The following is a 16375-nucleotide window of genomic DNA, read 5'->3' as shown; positions in this document are numbered from 1 at the left end:
CGAAGAGGGGACGCATCAGTGAGCGTCATCGACCTGGTGCCCTACGACGAGGCGCTGGCGGCGTACGACCCGGTGATGGGCCTGGAGGTCCACGTCGAGCTGGGCACCGCCACCAAGATGTTCTGCGGCTGCTCCACCGAGCTGGGCGCCGAGCCCAACTCGCAGGTCTGCCCGACCTGCCTGGGCCTGCCCGGGTCGCTGCCCGTGGTGAACGCGGTCGGCGTGGAGTCGGCGGTCAAGATCGGCCTCGCGCTGAACTGCGAGATCGCCGAGTGGTGCCGCTTCGCCCGGAAGAACTACTTCTACCCGGACATGCCGAAGAACTTCCAGACCTCGCAGTACGACGAGCCCATCGCCTTCAACGGCTACCTGGACGTCACGCTGGAGGACGGCGAGGTCTTCCGCGTGCAGATCGAGCGCGCCCACATGGAGGAGGACACCGGCAAGTCCTCCCACATCGGCGGCGCGACCGGCCGTATCCACGGCGCCTCGCACTCGCTGCTGGACTACAACCGGGCCGGCATCCCGCTGATCGAGATCGTCACCAAGCCGATCGAGGGAGCGGGCGAGCGGGCACCCGAGGTCGCCAAGGCGTACGTGGCCGAGCTGCGCGAGGTCATCAGGGCACTGGGCGTGTCCGAGGCCCGGATGGACAAGGGCCAGATGCGCTGCGACGTCAACCTGTCGCTGCGGCCGCACGGGCGCGAGGAGTTCGGCACCCGGTCGGAGACCAAGAACGTCAACTCGCTCCGCAGTGTGGAGCGGGCCGCGCGCTTCGAGATCCAGCGGCATGCCGCGGTCCTCAACGAGGGCGGCAGCATCGTCCAGGAGACCCGCCACTTCCACGAGGAGGACGGCAGCACCACCGCCGGGCGGATCAAGGACAACGCCGAGGACTACCGCTACTTCCCCGAGCCCGACCTGGTGCCGGTGGCACCGTCCCGCGAGTGGGTGGCGGAGCTGCGGGCGGCGCTGCCTGAGATGCCCCGGGTGCGCCGGGAGCGGTTGCAGGGCGAGTGGGGCATCTCCGACCTGGAGATGCAGTCCGTGCTCAACGCCGGTGCGATCGAGCCGATCCTGGAGACCATCGCCGCGGGCGCGCCCGCGGACCAGGCCCGCAAGTGGTGGATGGGCGAGCTGGCCCGGCACGCCAACGAGACCGGCGCCGAGCTCGGCGCGCTGCCGATCACCCCGGCGCAGGTCGCCCGGGTGTCCGAGCTGGTGGCGGCGGGCTCGCTGAACGACAAGCTGGCCCGCCAGGTGATCGAGGCGGTGCTGGCCGGCGAGGGTGGCCCGGACGAGGTCGTCGCCAAGCGCGGCCTGGCCGTCGTCTCGGACGACTCGGCGCTGGGCGCGGCCGTGGACGAGGCCATCGCGGCCAACCCCGACGTCGCCGCCAAGATCCGCGACGGCAAGGTCGCCGCGGCCGGCGCGCTGGTCGGCGCGGTCATGAAGGCCACCCGCGGCCAGGCCGACGCGGCCCGGGTGAAGGAACTCATCCTCGAACGGCTTGCCTGAGAGGATCAACAAGCACAGCCTCGAACGGCTTGCCTAGGCACTGAAGGTCCTAAGGACTAAGGCACTGCCTGCGCCTACTTAGGCGCCTGAGGCCGTCCCGCCCCTCCGGGTAGGACGGCCTCAGTGCTGTCTAAGGCCCCGCTGAGCTGGAAGATCGGGCAGGCTCCCGATGCCCTGCACCCCCCTGGGAGAGGAATCTTGAGGTCAGCAGGGAAGAGCGAGACAGACCTTCACCAGGGGAGCAGCAGATGTCCAGCAGCGAGTTCTACATCGAGTCCTTCAAGATCCGCGAGTCGGAGCTGCGTCGCGCGGCCGAGCAGCACCGCCTGCTGGCCGAGGCCGAGCAGGGTGCCGCAGCGGCGAAGGATGCCGGGGCACACGACCGGAAGGGAGGGGGATCGAGCTTCCGCTTCCGGGGCGTACGCCGTTCGCGGCGCGCGTCGGCTCCCAGTGCCTGCTGAGTGACGCCCCCGGATTGTCGGAGGCGTGTGCGATGCTCACTGTTGTGGAGCGTATATCGGTGAGTCCCGTGTTCGTCGGCCGCTCCGCCGAAATGGCGGAGCTCTCGTCGGCGCTCGAGCGGGCAGGGGAGGGGCAGCCGCAGGCGCTGCTCATCGCGGGGGACGCCGGGGTCGGCAAGACCCGGCTGCTGGAGGAGTTCGTCTGTGCGGCTACGGCGCGGGGGGCCGTAGCCGCCGTCGGCGGATGTGTGGAGATCGGCGCGGACGGCCTGCCGTACGCGCCGATCGCCGCCGCCCTGCGCGCGCTCCACCACGAGCTGGGCACCGAGGTGGAGCAGGCGGCCGCGGGCAGCGCGGGCCGGCTTGCGCAACTGCTGCCCGAGCTGGGCCACGCGGTGCCGGAGGCCCATGACGAGTTCGGCCGGGCCCGGCTGTTCGAGCACACCGCCCAGCTCTTCGAACGGCTCACCGCGGACCGCACCATCGTGCTGGCCCTGGAGGACCTGCACTGGTCCGACCGCTCCACCCGGGAACTGCTGGTCTACCTGCTGCGCTCGCTGCGCGGCTCACGGCTGGTCATCGTCGCCACCTACCGCAGCGACGACCTGCACCGCCGGCACCCGCTGCGCCCCTTCCTGGCCGAGCTGGAGCGGCTGCGCACGGTGCAGCGGCTGGAACTGCCCAGGCTGGGCCGTGCCGAGGTCGCCGACCAGCTGCTCGGCATCCTGGCGGACACCCCGGACGCCGCACTGGTGTCCAAGATCTTCCTCCGCTCCGAGGGCATCCCGTTCTTCGTGGAGGAGCTGGCCGCGAGCTACCAGGGCGGCTGCTCCAGCGGCCTCACCGAGTCGCTGCGCGATCTGCTGCTGGTCCGGGTCGAGGCACTGCCGGAGCCGGTGCAGTCGGTGCTGCGCGCCCTCGCGCTGGGCGGCTCGGCGGTGGAGTACGGGCTGCTCCAGGCGGTGCTGCCGCTGCCCGAGGACGAGCTGATCGGCGCCCTGCGCACCGCGGTGGACGCCAACATCCTGCGCCCCACCATGGACGGCGACGGCTACCGCTTCCGGCACGCCCTGGTCCGCGAGGCCGTCGCCGACGACCTGCTGCCCGGCGAGGGCGGCCGGATCACCCGGCGCTACGCGACCATCCTCAGCGAGCAGCCGCAGCTGGTCCCGGCCGTGGAGCGGACCACCAGGCTGGCGAACTACTGGTACAGCGCCGGCGATCCGGCCCGCGCGCTGCCGGCCGCCCTGGACGCGAGCCGCGAGGCCCGGCGCCGCAACGCCTTCGCCGAGCAGCTGCAGATGCTGGAGCGCGCCCTGGAGCTGTGGGACCGGGTTCCCGAGGAGGTCCTGGCCGATCTGCGTCCGGCCGACTACGCCGAGTCCTATCCGGCCTGCAGCTGCGACGAGGACCCCGACGGCGCCTGCTGCGAGCGGCTGCGCTACCTGGACGTGATCGCCGAGGCGGCGGTCGCCGCCCGGCTCTGCGGGGAGCGCGAACGCTGCCTGAACCTCTGCAAGCTGGCGCTGCGTCAGATCGACGACCGCAAGGACCCGTCCAGGGCGGCCTGGTTCTGGGGCCAGCGCTCCCGGGTCCAGTTCCTCAGCGACGCCGGCGACAACGGCCGCAAGGATCTGGCCAAGGCCCGCGAGCTGGTCGAGAACGGCCCGCCCAATGCGGTGCAGGCGGAGGTCTTCGCCCGCTTCGCCGCCTGCGACATGGTCGACTGGCCCGAGGCCGAGGACATCGGGCTGGCCGAGCGTGCCATCGCGATCGCCCGGGAGATCGGCGACGAGCCGGTGGAGCTGCACGCCCGGGTCACCCTGGGCACGCTCCAGGTGATCCTGGGCAGCGAGGAGCAGGGCCTGGCCGAGCTGCGGCACGTACTGGGCCGAGCCGTCGCGCTGCATGAACCGGACCTGATGTCCCGTGCCTACGTCAACCTCTCGGACGTCTACGAGGGACTGGGCCACTCGGAGCAGGCCGCGGAGATCGCCCGTGAGGGCTGCGAGATGGCCCGGGCCAACGGGCTGCTGGGCGCCTCCGGTTCGCTGCTGCGCGGCAACTGGATCGAGCCGCTGATCTCGCTCGGGCGGTTGGAGCAGGCCGAGGAACTGCTCGGCAGCGCCTCGCGCGACATGGACACCCGCACCCTGGGCACCTTCCTGAACCGGCTGCACGGCCTGGTGGCATTGCTGCGCGACGACCTGCCGACCGCGACCGCCCATCTGCTCAACGCCAGGGCCGACCTGGCCGGTGTCCGGGCCCAGAGCTGGCTGCCGCTCAGCGAGCTGGCGATCCGGCTGGCCGCGGCCGAGGGCCGCTTCGAGGCGGTCAGGTCCGAACTGCTGGCCGCCGTCGGCCAGGGCTTCCCGTCCGGGAAGTCCCGCTATGTCTGGCCGCTGCTGGTGCACGCCACCGCCGCCGAGGCCGACTCGCGCGGGCTGCCGGCCCTGGAGGCCGACCGGCCGGCGGTGCTGGCGCAGATCCGCGCGGCCGCCGGCCAGCTGCTGCGCGGCTGGCCGCTGGCCAAGGGCTTCGCGCTGCTGCTGGACGCCGAACTGGCCCGCGCCGAGGGCGATTTCCGGGCCGAGCCGTACCTTCGCGCGGTGGCGGTGCTGGAGCCGATCGGCGTTCCGTACCCGCTGGACCTGGCCCTGCTGCGGGCCGCCGAGGCGGAGGCGCTGGAAGGACGGCGGCCCGAGGCGGCGGCGCTGCTGCGCCGCGCCGAGGAGCAGGCCGCCCGGCACGGCGACGTACGGCTGCAGTCGGCGGCGCAGCGCCTGGCCGAGCGGGCAGGTCTGCGCGCCGAGCCGGTCCGGGGCGAACCGGAGGAGGCCGCCGCCGTACTGTCCGGACCGGGCGGCGCCGCCTTCCATCTGACGCCGCGTGAGCTGGGTGTGCTGCGGTTGGTGGCGCTGGGGCGGACGAACCGTCAGATCGCCGAGGAGCTGTACATCTCGCCGAAGACGGCGAGCGTGCATGTCTCCAACATCCTGGCCAAGCTGGAGGTGACCGGACGGGGCGAGGCCGCCGCCATGGCGCACCGGCTGCACCTGGTCCCGGTCGGCGCCTGAACGGTCCCGGGTGCCGGCGCCGCCGGAAAATCATGAGGCGCTGTCGCAGGGGTGTGCGATGCTCGGGACCGTGGAGCGGATATCGGTAAGCCCCCGGTTCGTCGGCCGCAACTCCGAGCTCGCGGCGCTGGAAGCCGCGCTGCGCCGGGCCGAGGCCGGGCTGCCGCAGGCCGTGCTGATCGGCGGCGAGGCGGGGGTCGGCAAGACCCGGCTGCTGGAGGAGTTCCAGCGGTCCGCGCTGGCCCGCGGCGCGGTGGTCGCGGTCGGCGGCTGCCTGGAGGTCGGCGCCGAAGGCCTGCCGTACGCGCCGTTCGCGTCGCTGCTGCGCCGGCTGCACCGGGAGTTCGGCGAGGAGCTGGCGCAGGCCGCCGAGGGCAATGAGAGCAGTCTGGCCCGGCTGCTGCCCGACTTCGGCGAGGCCCCGCCGGAGGCCCACGACGCCTTCGCCCGGGCCCGGCTGTTCGAGCACACCGCGCGGCTCTTCGAGCGGCTGACCGTGGACCGCGCCCTGGTCCTGGCCGTCGAGGACCTGCACTGGTCCGACCGCTCGACCCGGGAGCTGCTGGCCTACCTGGTCCGCACCCTGCAGGGGGCCAGAGTCGTCGTCCTCGCCACCTACCGCAGCGACGACCTGCACCGCCGCCATCCGGTCCGGCCCTTCCTGGCCGAGCTGGAGCGACTGCGCACGGTCCAGCGGTTCGAGCTGCCCAGACTGGGCCGGGCCGAGGTGGCCCGCCAGCTGGCCGGCATCCTGCACCCCAGGATCCCCGGCGAGGACCTGGTGCGGTGGGTCTACGACCGCTCCGAGGGAAACCCCTTCTTCGTCGAGGAGTTGGCCGTCTCCGAGCAGCAGGGGGCCGGGCGCTGCCTCACCGACTCGCTGCGCGACCTGCTGCTGGTCCGGGTCGAGGCGATGCCGGAGGAGAGCCAGGGCATCCTGCGGGTCCTGGCCGAGGGCGGCTCGGCGGTCGAGCACCGGCTGCTGGCCGCGGTCGCCGGGCACCCCGAGGACGAACTGACCGAGGTGCTGCGCACCGCCGTGGGTGCCAACATCATCCAGCCCAGCGCCGATATGGACGGCTACTGCTACCGCCACGCCCTGGTCCGCGAAGCGGTCTCGGACGACCTGATGCCGGGGGAGCGCAGCCGGATCAACCGCCGCTACGCCGGCGTCCTGGCCGAGCATCCGGACCTGGTCGCCGCCGACCAGCGGGCTGCCCGGCTCGCCGACTACTGGTACCACGCCCGCGACGCCGCACTGGCGCTGCCCGCCGCCCTGGAGGCCGGGCTGCAGGCACGCCGCCGCAACGCCTTCGCCGAGCAGCTCAGAATGCTGGAGCGGGCGCTGGAGCTCTGGGACGACGTACCGGAGCAGGTGCTCGCGGGGCTCGTCGGCGTCGAGCCGACCGACTCGACCTACCCCGTCTGCACCTGCCCGCCCGGCGCCGCGCACGGCTGCGACCGGCTGCGGATGACCGATGTGCTGGCCCAGGCCGCCGTCGCCGCCATGTACACCGGCGAGCACGACCGGGGTCTGCGCTTCATCAAGAAGGCGCTGCGGATCGTGGACGAGAACGAGGACCCGCAGCGTGCGGCCTGGTTCCTGATGCAGCGCGGACGCGCGGTCCGCTACCGCTCCGGCGGGACCGAGCGCGAGGACATCAGCCGTGCCCTGAAGCTGGTCGGTGACGGACCGCCGACCGCGGTCCTCGCCCATGTCCTCAACCGGCTGGCCACCGAGGGCACTCTGGACCACGCGAGCCCCGAGGACCTGGTGACGGCCCGCCGGGCCGCCGAGGTGGCCCGCGCGGTAGGCGCCCGGGCCACCGAACTGCACGCCCGGCTCACCCTGGGCAGCCTCTACCGGACCTTCGACGACCACGAACGGGCGGAGGCCTCCTTCGAAGGCATCGCCGAGGAGGCGGCCGCCACCGACGACCTGGAACTCCAGTCCAAGGTCTACATCAACCTGTCGCACCACTACGAGTCCGAGGGCCGGTCCGCCCGCGCCGTCGACGCCGCCCGGGCCGGGCTGGCGCTGATCAGGCGGAACGGGATGGCCGCCTACAGCGGCACCATCATGCTGGGCAACCTCGCCGAGCCGCTGCTGTCACTGGGGCAGTTGGAAGAGGCCGAACGGCTGCTCGCGGAGGAGCCGTTCGGGGCCGGGCGGGAGGCGCACCGCGACTTCCTGGAACGGCTGCGCGGCGAACTGGCGCTGATGTGCGGGGACACCGCGCGGGCCGCCGCCCTGCTGGAGACCTCGCTGGCCATCGGCGCCAACTGGCAGCCGCAGAAGTACCTGCCGACTGCCGCACTGGCGATCCGGATCGCCTGCCAGGAGGGCCGTTTCGGCGATGCCAGGGCCGAACTGGCCGCCGTCCTGGACAAGGGCCTGGCCCGGGGCTACGAGCGGAACACTTGGCCGCTCCTGTTCCACGCCGCCACGGCCGAGGCCGACGGTTTCGAACTGCCGGGTTCGGCCGCGGAGCGGCCGGCGGCGTTGCAGCGGATCCGCGCCGCGGCCGCCGGGTTGAGCACGGTGCATCCGCTCTCGGCCGCCTGGGCCCCGATGCTGTCGGCCGAACTGGCCCGAGCCGAACGGGACGACAGCACGGAGTTGTGGCTCACCGCGGCGGAGGCGGTGCGCGGACTGGAATCGCCCGGCCCGCGCGCCGTGGCGCTGTACCGGGCGGCGGAACGGCTGGCCGCCGACGGGGACCGCGGCGCGGCCGCCGAAGCCGCCGCCGAGGCGCTGGAACTGGCCGAACGGCAGGGCGAGCTGTGGCTGCAGCAGTCGCTTCGGCAGCTGGTCGAGCGGGCCGGCCTGCGTACCGGTCAGCCCGCCCGGCCCGCCGCGGAAACGCCCGGCGAGGGGGGTGCTTCGGCGTTCCATCTGACACCGCGTGAGCTGGGTGTGCTGCGGTTGGTGGCGCTGGGGCGGACCAACCGTCAGATCGCCGAGGAGCTGTACATCTCGCCGAAGACGGCGAGCGTCCATGTCTCCAACATCCTGGCCAAGCTGGAGGTCACCGGACGTGGCGAGGCCGCCGCCCTGGCCCACCGGCTGCACCTGGTCGCGCCGCGATAGCCTCGCCGTCATGGCCCGCTACCTTCTGCCCTACCCGCCCGAGCAGCTCGCGCCCCTGCCCGCCGGGGTGTCCGCCGACGACATCGCCGTCTGGGACGGCGCGTCGCCGCCGCCGGAGCAGCAGGTGCTCGACGGCGTCGAGTTCTATTGCCTGCCCTATATGCGGCATGCGGCCGCGGTGGCCCTGCTGCCCCGGCTGCCCGCGCTGCGCACCGTGCAGACGCTGACCGCCGGAGTGGACGACGTGCTGCCGCACCTCCCGCCGGGGGTGACCCTGCAGAACGCCCGCGGTCTGCACGACGCCAGCACCGCCGAGTTGGCCATGACGCTGATCCTGGCCTCGCTGCGGGGCATCCCGCAGTTCGTCGGGAACCAGGCCGACGGGGTGTGGGACCAGCACTTCCGTCCCGCGCTGGCCGACCGCACGGTGCTGATCGCCGGCTACGGCTCCATCGGCGCGGCACTGGAGGCGCGGCTGCTGCCGTTCGAGTGCGCGGTCGTCCGGGTGGCGCGCAGCGCGCGTTCCGCGCCCCTCGGCCCGGTGCACGCCCTCGACGAGCTTCCCGCGCTGCTGCCGACCGCCGATGTGGTGGTACTGCTGGTTCCGCTGACCGGGCAGACCCGGCACTTCGCCGACGCCGCCTTCCTGGCCCGGATGAAGGACGGCGCCCTGCTGGTCAACGTGGCGCGCGGCGCCGTCGTGGACACCAAGGCCCTGCTCGCGGAGCTGGAATCCGGCCGCATCGGCGCGGCCCTGGACGTCACCGATCCCGAACCGCTGCCTGCCGACCATCCGCTCTGGCACGCCCCCAACACCCTGATCACCCCCCATGTGGGCGGCCCCAGCACCGCCTTCCTCCCCCGCGCCCTCAGACTCCTGAACGCCCAGCTCGCCGCCTTCCGTCCTTAGGGCCGGCCCGGAGTTCCGGCGCGGGGCCGTGCTCGGTCAACAGCGCGCGCGAGAACCGTCCACGGACAGCGAGCTCGCGGCAGACGCCCCGTCCCGCGCCCCTACTGCGCCCCCAACCCTCCCGCACGCCTGGCCATTCGGCTGGTTCCCATCCCCAGTTCCCAACCCCGGAGGGCCCCCGCACCGCACTCCGTTACTCTGAGTTGAGTATGGATGTCGTAGAGTGACGAGAGTGGTGTAAGGTCCCGACCGGGAGAGCCGGTACGCGGGAGAGCCGGTACGGAGCGATCCGTGTCGCTGCTCCGCCCGCACCCGGGGCCGGAGGGGGAGTTACCGGTGATGAGTACCAAGACCGTGCTGCCCGGCCCACCCTGGGCCGAGGAGCATTCCGTGCCGAGATTCAGCGTGCAGGATCCCATCGCTTCCGTCGCGGGCTTCGTGGACCCGCAAGGGCTGCTCGCCGGCAGCCTCTCCGCGTACCGGGCCGAGGAGCACGAGGAGCCGCGCGACGAGCCCCAGCCCGCCGCCGGCGGCTCCCGGCTGCCGCGGCTGCTCATCCTGCTGCTCTGCCTCGGCTACCTGATCGGCTCGGCCTCGGGGTGGGGCTCGCCGGGCCTGGCCGACTTCATGGGGGACTTCGGCCTCTCCGGCGCCGCCTTGACCGCCTCGCTGTCCTGCCTGGTGTACGGCTGCACGGCCGCCGGCCGGCACCGCCCGGCCTGGCTCTGCTTCGGCCTGTCCTCGCTGATGGTCGCGGTCGGCAACGGCGTGTGGGGCTGGTACGAGGTGGTGCTCAGGGTCCCCATCCCGACCCCCTCGATCGCCGACTACGCCTTCCTGATGTTCGCCCCGCCGGCCATCCTGGGCCTGCTGCTGCTGGCCAAGCGGCCCCGCAACGCCGCGGGTTGGCTCTGCCTGGCGCTGGACGGCTGGCTCATCGCCGGCTCCCTGCTGACCCTCAGCTGGAGCCTGGCGCTGGCCCGGACCGCCCACGGCGACTCCGGCAGCCCGCTCCGGCTGTCCATGGCGCTGGCCTACCCGGTGCTGGACATCCTGCTGGTCAGCATGGTGCTGGGGCTGCGCTTCCGCAGCCGCGACAGCAACCGTGCGGCCGTCCACACCGCGATGGTGGCCCTGGCACTGACCGTACTCTGCGACGCGCTGTTCACCAGTCAGGCGCTCCGGGACGCCTACCACTCCGGCCAACTCCTGGACGCCGGCTGGTTCACCGGCAGCATGCTGCTGGCCTGGGCCCCCTGGGCCAGGCCCAGCGGCGGCGGTGCCGCGGCGGCCGGGGGCCGCCCCAGGGTCGCCTCCACCTTCAGCGCGCTGACGCCCTACGCCGCGGCCGGGGTCTGCACCGTGGGCCTGATCTACAACGCCTTCGCGCAGCGCCAGTTGGACCGCTTCGTGCTCATCGTGGCCTGCACCGTGGTGTTCGCGCTGATCCTGCGTCAGGGCATCATGCTCCTCGACAACCTGTCACTGGCGCAGAAGCTCGCGCACCAGGAGAACCACTTCCGCTCGCTGGTCCAGGGCTCCAGCGACGTCATCATGATCGCCGACCCGGACGGCGTGCTGCGCTATGTCAGCCCCGCCGCGACCGGCGTCTACGGCCGTCCGGCCGAGGAACTGGTCGGCACCCGGCTGCCGGAGATGGTCCACCCGGACGACCTCGGGCATGTGCTGTGGGAGGTGCAGCGCTACCTGGCGCAGAGCCCCGCCCAGGAGCCGACCGCCAGGATCGAGTGCCGGGTGCGCTCCGGCGCGGGGGAGTGGCTGGACGTCGAGTCCACGGTGAACCGGTACCGCGACGGCCTGATCTTCAACTGCCGCGACGTCTCCGAACGGGTGCGGTTGCAAGCGCAGTTGGAGCACAACGCGTTCCACGACGCGCTCACCGACCTGCCCAACCGGGCGCTGTTCCTGAACCGCGGCAGAACCGCACTGGGCCAGCCGCACGCAGACGGCGTCGCGGTGCTCTTCCTGGACCTGGACGGCTTCAAGGCGGTCAACGACACGGCCGGGCACCAGGTCGGCGACGAACTGCTGGTCCAGGCCGCCCGCAGGCTCCAGGACACCGTCCGCACCGGCGACACCGTGGCCCGGCTGGGCGGCGACGAGTTCGCGGTGCTGCTGGCCGGGCTGGACCAGGAGCAGGCGGTGGAGGTCGCCGAGCGGCTGCGCGCCGCGCTGTCCGCGCCGTACTGGATCGGCGGCGAGGAGCTGGCGGTGGCCGCCAGCATCGGCATCGCCTTCGCCGAACCCGCGGGCAGCCCGGGGGCCGTCCCCACGGATGAACGCAGCACCCCGGCCAGACTGCTGCGCAACGCCGACCTGGCGATGTACCAGGCCAAGAAGAACGGCAAGGGCCGGGTCGCCGTCTACGACCCGAAGCTGCGCACCGAGCTGCACCGCCGGACCGAGTTGGAGCAGCGGCTCCGACTGGCGGTCCGCGAGGGCCAGTTCGCGCTGCTGCACCAGCCCGTCGTCGACCTGGAGACCGGTGAGGTGGTGGCGCTGTCCGCGCAGGCCCGCTGGCGTTCGGCGCAGGGCCTGCTGCTCACCCCGGCCGAGTTCCTGCGGGCGGCCGAGGGCGGCGACCGCGCTGCCAGGTTCACCCGCTGGATGGTGGAGCAGGCGCTGCAGCTGTCCGCCGAGCGCCGGGAGCGGCTGGGCGCGACCGTGTCCGAGCTGCCGGTGGCGCTGCGGCTGCCCGCCCGCAGACTGGCCGCGCCGGGGCTGGGCGAGACCATCGAGGCGATACTGCTGCGCAGCGGCCTGCCGGCGGAGTCCTTACTCCTGGAGATCACCGAGGTCGAGGCGGCGGACATCCGCGCCCACCGCCCCGAGGAGCTGGTCCGGAGGCTCACCGCGCTCCGCAGACTCGGCATCGGGCTGTGCCTGGACGGGTTCGGCGGTCCGGGGGCCCCGCTCAGCGGGCTGCGGCGGCTGCCGGTGGACCTGATCAAGGTGGACCGCAGTCTGGTCGACGGCATGGTCGAGTCCGCCTTCCTGCGGACCCTGGCCACCTCGGTGCTCGGACTCGGGCGGGAGCTGGGCCTCACCACGGCCGCCGAGGGCGTGGACCACGCGGACCAGGCGGCGCTGCTGCGCGAGCTGGGCTGCCGCCGCGGCCAGGGCCAGTACTTCTCCGGGCCGCTCCCCGACGAGCAGCTGGACGCCGTGCTCTGCGGCCCCGGCTATGCCGTGCCCCGGACGGGCGAATCCCGCGGTGACCTGCGGATTCATCGGCCCGGCCACCCCCGTACACACTCTGACCAGCAAGGACGTTCCCGTGGCGGTCATCTCGCGCTGGGTCCGCATGATGAGACGTCCATCCCACCGGCTTGACACTCCGGACGCCTCCGGAGGAAGGTCGAGCCATGCGCACCCGAATTCTCGTACTTGGCGGGCGCGTCGGCTGATCCGCGTGGCTTCCGTTTCCACGGTCCCACGGAATCACTCAGGCCGACGCGCCACCCCTCGCATGCCCATGGGCACGAGGGGTTTTTTGTTGCCCAAGCCGCGACATCCACACCCGCCAGGTACTCCTCCGAGAAGGAATCAGCAGATGACTGAGCAGGCAGCCGCCGCCCCGCAGCGAGGCGAGACGTCCCCCGTCGCCGAGCCCATGACCGGGGCCCAGTCGCTCATCCGCTCGCTCGAAGCGGTCGGCGTCGAGACCATGTTCGGACTCCCCGGCGGTGCGATCCTGCCGGCCTACGACCCGCTGATGGACTCGGTCAAGGTCCGTCACATCCTGGTCCGCCACGAGCAGGGCGCCGGCCACGCCGCCACCGGCTACGCCCAGGCCACCGGCAAGGTGGGCGTCTGCATGGCCACCTCGGGTCCGGGTGCCACCAACCTGGTCACCCCGATCGCCGACGCCTACATGGACTCGGTGCCGATCGTCGCCATCACCGGGCAGGTCGCCAGTGCCGCGATCGGCACCGACGCCTTCCAGGAGGCGGACATCTGCGGCATCACCATGCCGATCACCAAGCACAACTTCCTGGTCACCGACCCGGCCGAGATCCCGCGGGTGATCTCGGAGGCGTTCCACATCGCCGCCACCGGCCGCCCGGGCCCGGTGCTCGTGGACATCGCCAAGGACGCGCTGCAGGCCCGGACCGTGTTCCGCTGGCCGCCGGAGCACCAGCTGCCCGGCTACCGTCCGGTGACCAAGCCGCACGCCAAGCAGATCCGGGAGGCCGCCCGGCTGCTGACCTCCGCCAAGCGCCCGGTCCTCTACATCGGCGGCGGCGTCATCAAGTCCGGGGCGACCGCGGAGCTGCGGATCCTGGCCGAGCTGACCGGCGCCCCGGTGGTCACCACGCTGATGGCGCTGGGCGCCTTCCCCGACAGCCACGACCAGCACCTGGGCATGCCCGGGATGCACGGCAGTGTGGCCGCGGTGACCGCGCTGCAGAAGGCGGACCTGCTGTTCGCCGTCGGCACCCGCTTCGACGACCGGGTCACCGGGCGCCTGGACACCTTCGCCCCGCACGCCAGGATCGTCCACGCCGACATCGACCCGGCCGAGATCGGCAAGAACCGCACCGCCGACGTGCCGATCGTCGGCGACGCCCGGGAGATCCTGGCCGACCTGATCCAGGCCGTCCAGGCCGAGTTCGCGAGCGGCACCGCCACCGACTACGCGGAGTGGTGGCAGCAGCTGAACAGCTGGCGCAAGACCTACCCGGTCGGCTACGACGCGGCCCCCGACAACATGCTGAGCCCGCAGCAGGTGATCGAGCGGATCGGCCAGCTGGTCGGCCCGGACGCGATCTACGCGGCCGGCGTCGGGCAGCACCAGATGTGGGCCTCCCAGTTCCTGAGCTTCGAGAAGCCGGCCACCTGGCTGAACTCCGGCGGCGCGGGGACGATGGGCTACGCCGTCCCGGCGGCCATGGGGGCCAAGGCGGGCATGCCGGACACCCCGGTGTGGGCGATCGACGGCGACGGCTGCTTCCAGATGACCAACCAGGAACTGGTCACCTGCGCCCTGAACAACATCCCGATCAAGGTCGCGGTCATCAACAACGGCTCGCTGGGCATGGTCCGCCAGTGGCAGACCCTGTTCTACGAGCAGCGCTACTCCAACACCGTGCTGCACAGCGGCCCCGAGCACGACGGCGTCGCCCAGCCCGCCCAGGGCACCAGGATCCCGGACTTCGTGAAGCTGTCCGAGGCGATGGGCTGCGTCGGTCTGCGCTGCGAGCGCCCGGAGGACCTGGACGCGGTGATCCAGCAGGCGATGGCCATCAACGACGCCCCGGTCGTGATCGACTTCATCGTGCACCAGGACGCCATGGTCTGGCCCATGGTCGCCGCCGGCACCAGCAACGACGAGATCCTGGCGGCGCGCGACGTCCGCCCGGACTTCGGCGACCAGCTCGACTGAGCACCCCGACAGACCGACAGAGACCAAGGGATCAGGAACCATGTCCAAGCACACCCTCTCCGTCCTGGTCGAGAACAAGCCCGGCGTGCTCGCCCGCATCGCCGCCCTGTTCTCCCGCCGGGGGTTCAACATCGACTCGCTCGCGGTCGGACCGACCGAGCACCCCGACATCTCCCGGATGACCATCGTCGTCAACGTGGAGGACCTGCCGCTGGAGCAGGTCACCAAGCAGCTCAACAAGCTGGTCAACGTCATAAAGATCGTCGAGCTGGACCCGGACGCGGCGGTCCGCCGCGAGCTGGTCCTGGTCAAGGTGCGCGCGGACAGCGAGACCCGCTCCCAGATCACCGAGATCGTCCAGCTGTTCCGCGCCAAGACCGTGGACGTCTCCCCCGACGCGGTGACCGTCGAGGCCACCGGCAGTTCGGACAAGCTGGAGGCGATGCTGAAGATGCTGGAACCGTACGGCATCAAGGAACTCGTCCAGTCCGGGATGGTCGCCGTGGGCCGCGGAGCAAGGTCGATCACCGACCGTTCCCTCCGCGCGCTGGACCGCAGCGCCTGACTGATCCTCCGCAGACGGTTCCCGCGCAGTTCCTCGCGCCCCTGGCCGGTTGCAACTGAGCCGGTTGCAGAACGTCAGGGGCGCGGGGAACTGCGCGAACAGCAACCCCGCACGACGCGCGCCAACCCTGAGACGCTGATCTCAACATTCGAGAACAAAACCCACGAGACGCCGAGCGGCGTAACGTGTCCCTAACCCAAGCAACCCCCCGCAAGGAGAAGCCAGCGATGGCCGAGCTGTTCTACGACGACGACGCCGATCTGTCCATCATCCAGGGTCGCAAGGTCGCGATCCTCGGCTACGGCAGCCAGGGCCACGCCCACGCGCTCTCCCTGCGCGACTCCGGCGTCGACGTCCGCGTCGGCCTGCTGCCGGAGTCCAAGTCCCGCGCCAAGGCCGAGGAGCAGGGCCTGCGCGTGGTCACCCCCGCCGAGGCCGCCGCCGAGGCCGACGTCATCATGATCCTGGTCCCGGACCCCATCCAGGGCGACGTCTACAAGGAGGTCGTCGAGCCCAACCTGAAGGCCGGCGACGCCCTGTTCTTCGGCCACGGCCTGAACATCCGCTACGGCTTCATCAAGCCCCCGGCCGATGTCGACGTCTGCATGGTCGCCCCCAAGGGTCCGGGCCACCTGGTCCGCCGCCAGTACGAGGAGGGCCGCGGCGTTCCGTGCATCGTGGCCGTCGAGCAGGACGCCACCGGCAAGGGCCTGGAGCTGGCGCTCTCCTACGCCAAGGGCATCGGCGGCACCCGCGCCGGCGTCATCAAGACCACCTTCACCGAGGAGACCGAGACCGACCTGTTCGGTGAGCAGGCCGTCCTCTGCGGTGGCACCTCGGCGCTGGTCAAGGCGGGCTTCGAGACCCTGGTCGAGGCCGGCTACCAGCCCGAGATCGCCTACTTCGAGTGCCTGCACGAGCTGAAGCTCATCGTCGACCTGATGTACGAGGGCGGCCTGGAGAAGATGCGCTGGTCGGTCTCCGAGACCGCCGAGTGGGGCGACTACGTCACCGGCCCCCGCATCATCACCGCCGACACCAAGGCCGCGATGAAGCAGGTGCTGGCCGAGATCCAGGACGGCACCTTCGCCAACGCCTGGATCGCCGAGTACAAGAACGGCCTGCCCAAGTACAACGAGTACAAGAAGGCCGACAGCGAGCACCTGCTGGAGACCACCGGCAAGAAGCTCCGCAAGCTGATGAGCTGGGTGGACGAGGAGGCGTAGGCTTCCCCCACGTCGGCTGCGGGGGTGCGCCTGCCCGGGCACCCCCGCACCTTTGTACGGTTCGTAAGGTCCCGGGCGGGTGATTCCACCGCAAGGGCGCGTGGTACGGACCGAACCCTC

The 16375-nt window shown here is 72.0% G+C and carries 9 protein-coding genes; all 9 read left to right on the top strand.

The genetic code is table 11. The features are described 5' to 3' along the window. The first annotated feature begins 18 nt into the window (after positions 1–18). Entirely contained in the window at positions 19–1518 is a 1500-nt protein-coding gene (gene gatB / locus TR46_RS02010) for an Asp-tRNA(Asn)/Glu-tRNA(Gln) amidotransferase subunit GatB (RefSeq protein ID WP_042392445.1), read from the top strand. A 248-nt stretch (positions 1519–1766) separates the two neighbouring features. Then, a complete protein-coding gene (locus TR46_RS02005) occupies positions 1767–1979 on the top strand; it encodes a hypothetical protein (protein ID WP_042392443.1) in 213 nt (70 codons plus the stop codon). A gap of 32 nt (positions 1980–2011) precedes the next feature. After that, positions 2012–5056, top strand: coding sequence for a helix-turn-helix transcriptional regulator (locus TR46_RS02000; RefSeq protein ID WP_042392441.1), 3045 nt, complete (start codon positions 2012–2014; stop codon positions 5054–5056). 58 nt (positions 5057–5114) lie between these two features. Beyond that, positions 5115–8147: a helix-turn-helix transcriptional regulator gene (locus TR46_RS01995; RefSeq protein ID WP_084717753.1), complete on the top strand. Its 3033-nt coding sequence runs from the start codon at positions 5115–5117 to the stop codon at positions 8145–8147. 10 nt (positions 8148–8157) lie between these two features. Next, on the top strand, positions 8158–9057 hold the full coding sequence (locus tag TR46_RS01990) for a 2-hydroxyacid dehydrogenase (RefSeq protein WP_042392750.1): 900 nt from the start codon (positions 8158–8160) through the stop codon (positions 9055–9057). Positions 9058–9396: 339 nt separating this feature from the next. Beyond that, a complete protein-coding gene (locus tag TR46_RS01985) occupies positions 9397–12411 on the top strand; it encodes a putative bifunctional diguanylate cyclase/phosphodiesterase (protein WP_052432492.1) in 3015 nt (1004 codons plus the stop codon). Between the two features lie 220 nt (positions 12412–12631). Beyond that, on the top strand, positions 12632–14464 hold the full coding sequence (locus TR46_RS01980; protein ID WP_042392436.1) for an acetolactate synthase large subunit: 1833 nt from the start codon (positions 12632–12634) through the stop codon (positions 14462–14464). A 40-nt stretch (positions 14465–14504) separates the two neighbouring features. Beyond that, the gene (gene ilvN, locus TR46_RS01975) at positions 14505–15029 is read left to right on the top strand and encodes an acetolactate synthase small subunit (RefSeq protein ID WP_042392434.1); all 525 of its coding nucleotides are present in this window, start codon (positions 14505–14507) and stop codon (positions 15027–15029) included. Between the two features lie 227 nt (positions 15030–15256). Continuing rightward, the gene (gene ilvC, locus TR46_RS01970) at positions 15257–16255 is read left to right on the top strand and encodes a ketol-acid reductoisomerase (protein WP_042392432.1); all 999 of its coding nucleotides are present in this window, start codon (positions 15257–15259) and stop codon (positions 16253–16255) included. Positions 16256–16375 lie beyond the last annotated feature (120 nt).

The sequence above is a fragment of the Streptacidiphilus carbonis genome, from assembly GCF_000787775.1.
Lineage (GTDB): Bacteria > Actinomycetota > Actinomycetes > Streptomycetales > Streptomycetaceae > Streptacidiphilus > Streptacidiphilus carbonis.
Note: the sequence above shows the minus strand (reverse complement) of the source record. Positions and strands in the feature narration are given on the sequence as shown.

Bases quoted from the DNA above. Each gene is read 5' to 3' on its own strand.
- ilvC (WP_042392432.1), top strand. From the start codon at position 15,257: ATGGCCGAGCTGTTCTACGACGACGACGCCGATCTGTCCATCATCCAG.
- TR46_RS02000 (WP_042392441.1), top strand. From the start codon at position 2,012: ATGCTCACTGTTGTGGAGCGTATATCGGTGAGTCCCGTGTTCGTCGGC.
- TR46_RS02005 (WP_042392443.1), top strand. From the start codon at position 1,767: ATGTCCAGCAGCGAGTTCTACATCGAGTCCTTCAAGATCCGCGAGTCG.
- ilvN (WP_042392434.1), top strand. From the start codon at position 14,505: ATGTCCAAGCACACCCTCTCCGTCCTGGTCGAGAACAAGCCCGGCGTG.
- TR46_RS01985 (WP_052432492.1), top strand. From the start codon at position 9,397: ATGAGTACCAAGACCGTGCTGCCCGGCCCACCCTGGGCCGAGGAGCAT.
- TR46_RS01990 (WP_042392750.1), top strand. From the start codon at position 8,158: ATGGCCCGCTACCTTCTGCCCTACCCGCCCGAGCAGCTCGCGCCCCTG.
- TR46_RS01980 (WP_042392436.1), top strand. From the start codon at position 12,632: ATGACTGAGCAGGCAGCCGCCGCCCCGCAGCGAGGCGAGACGTCCCCC.
- TR46_RS01995 (WP_084717753.1), top strand. From the start codon at position 5,115: ATGCTCGGGACCGTGGAGCGGATATCGGTAAGCCCCCGGTTCGTCGGC.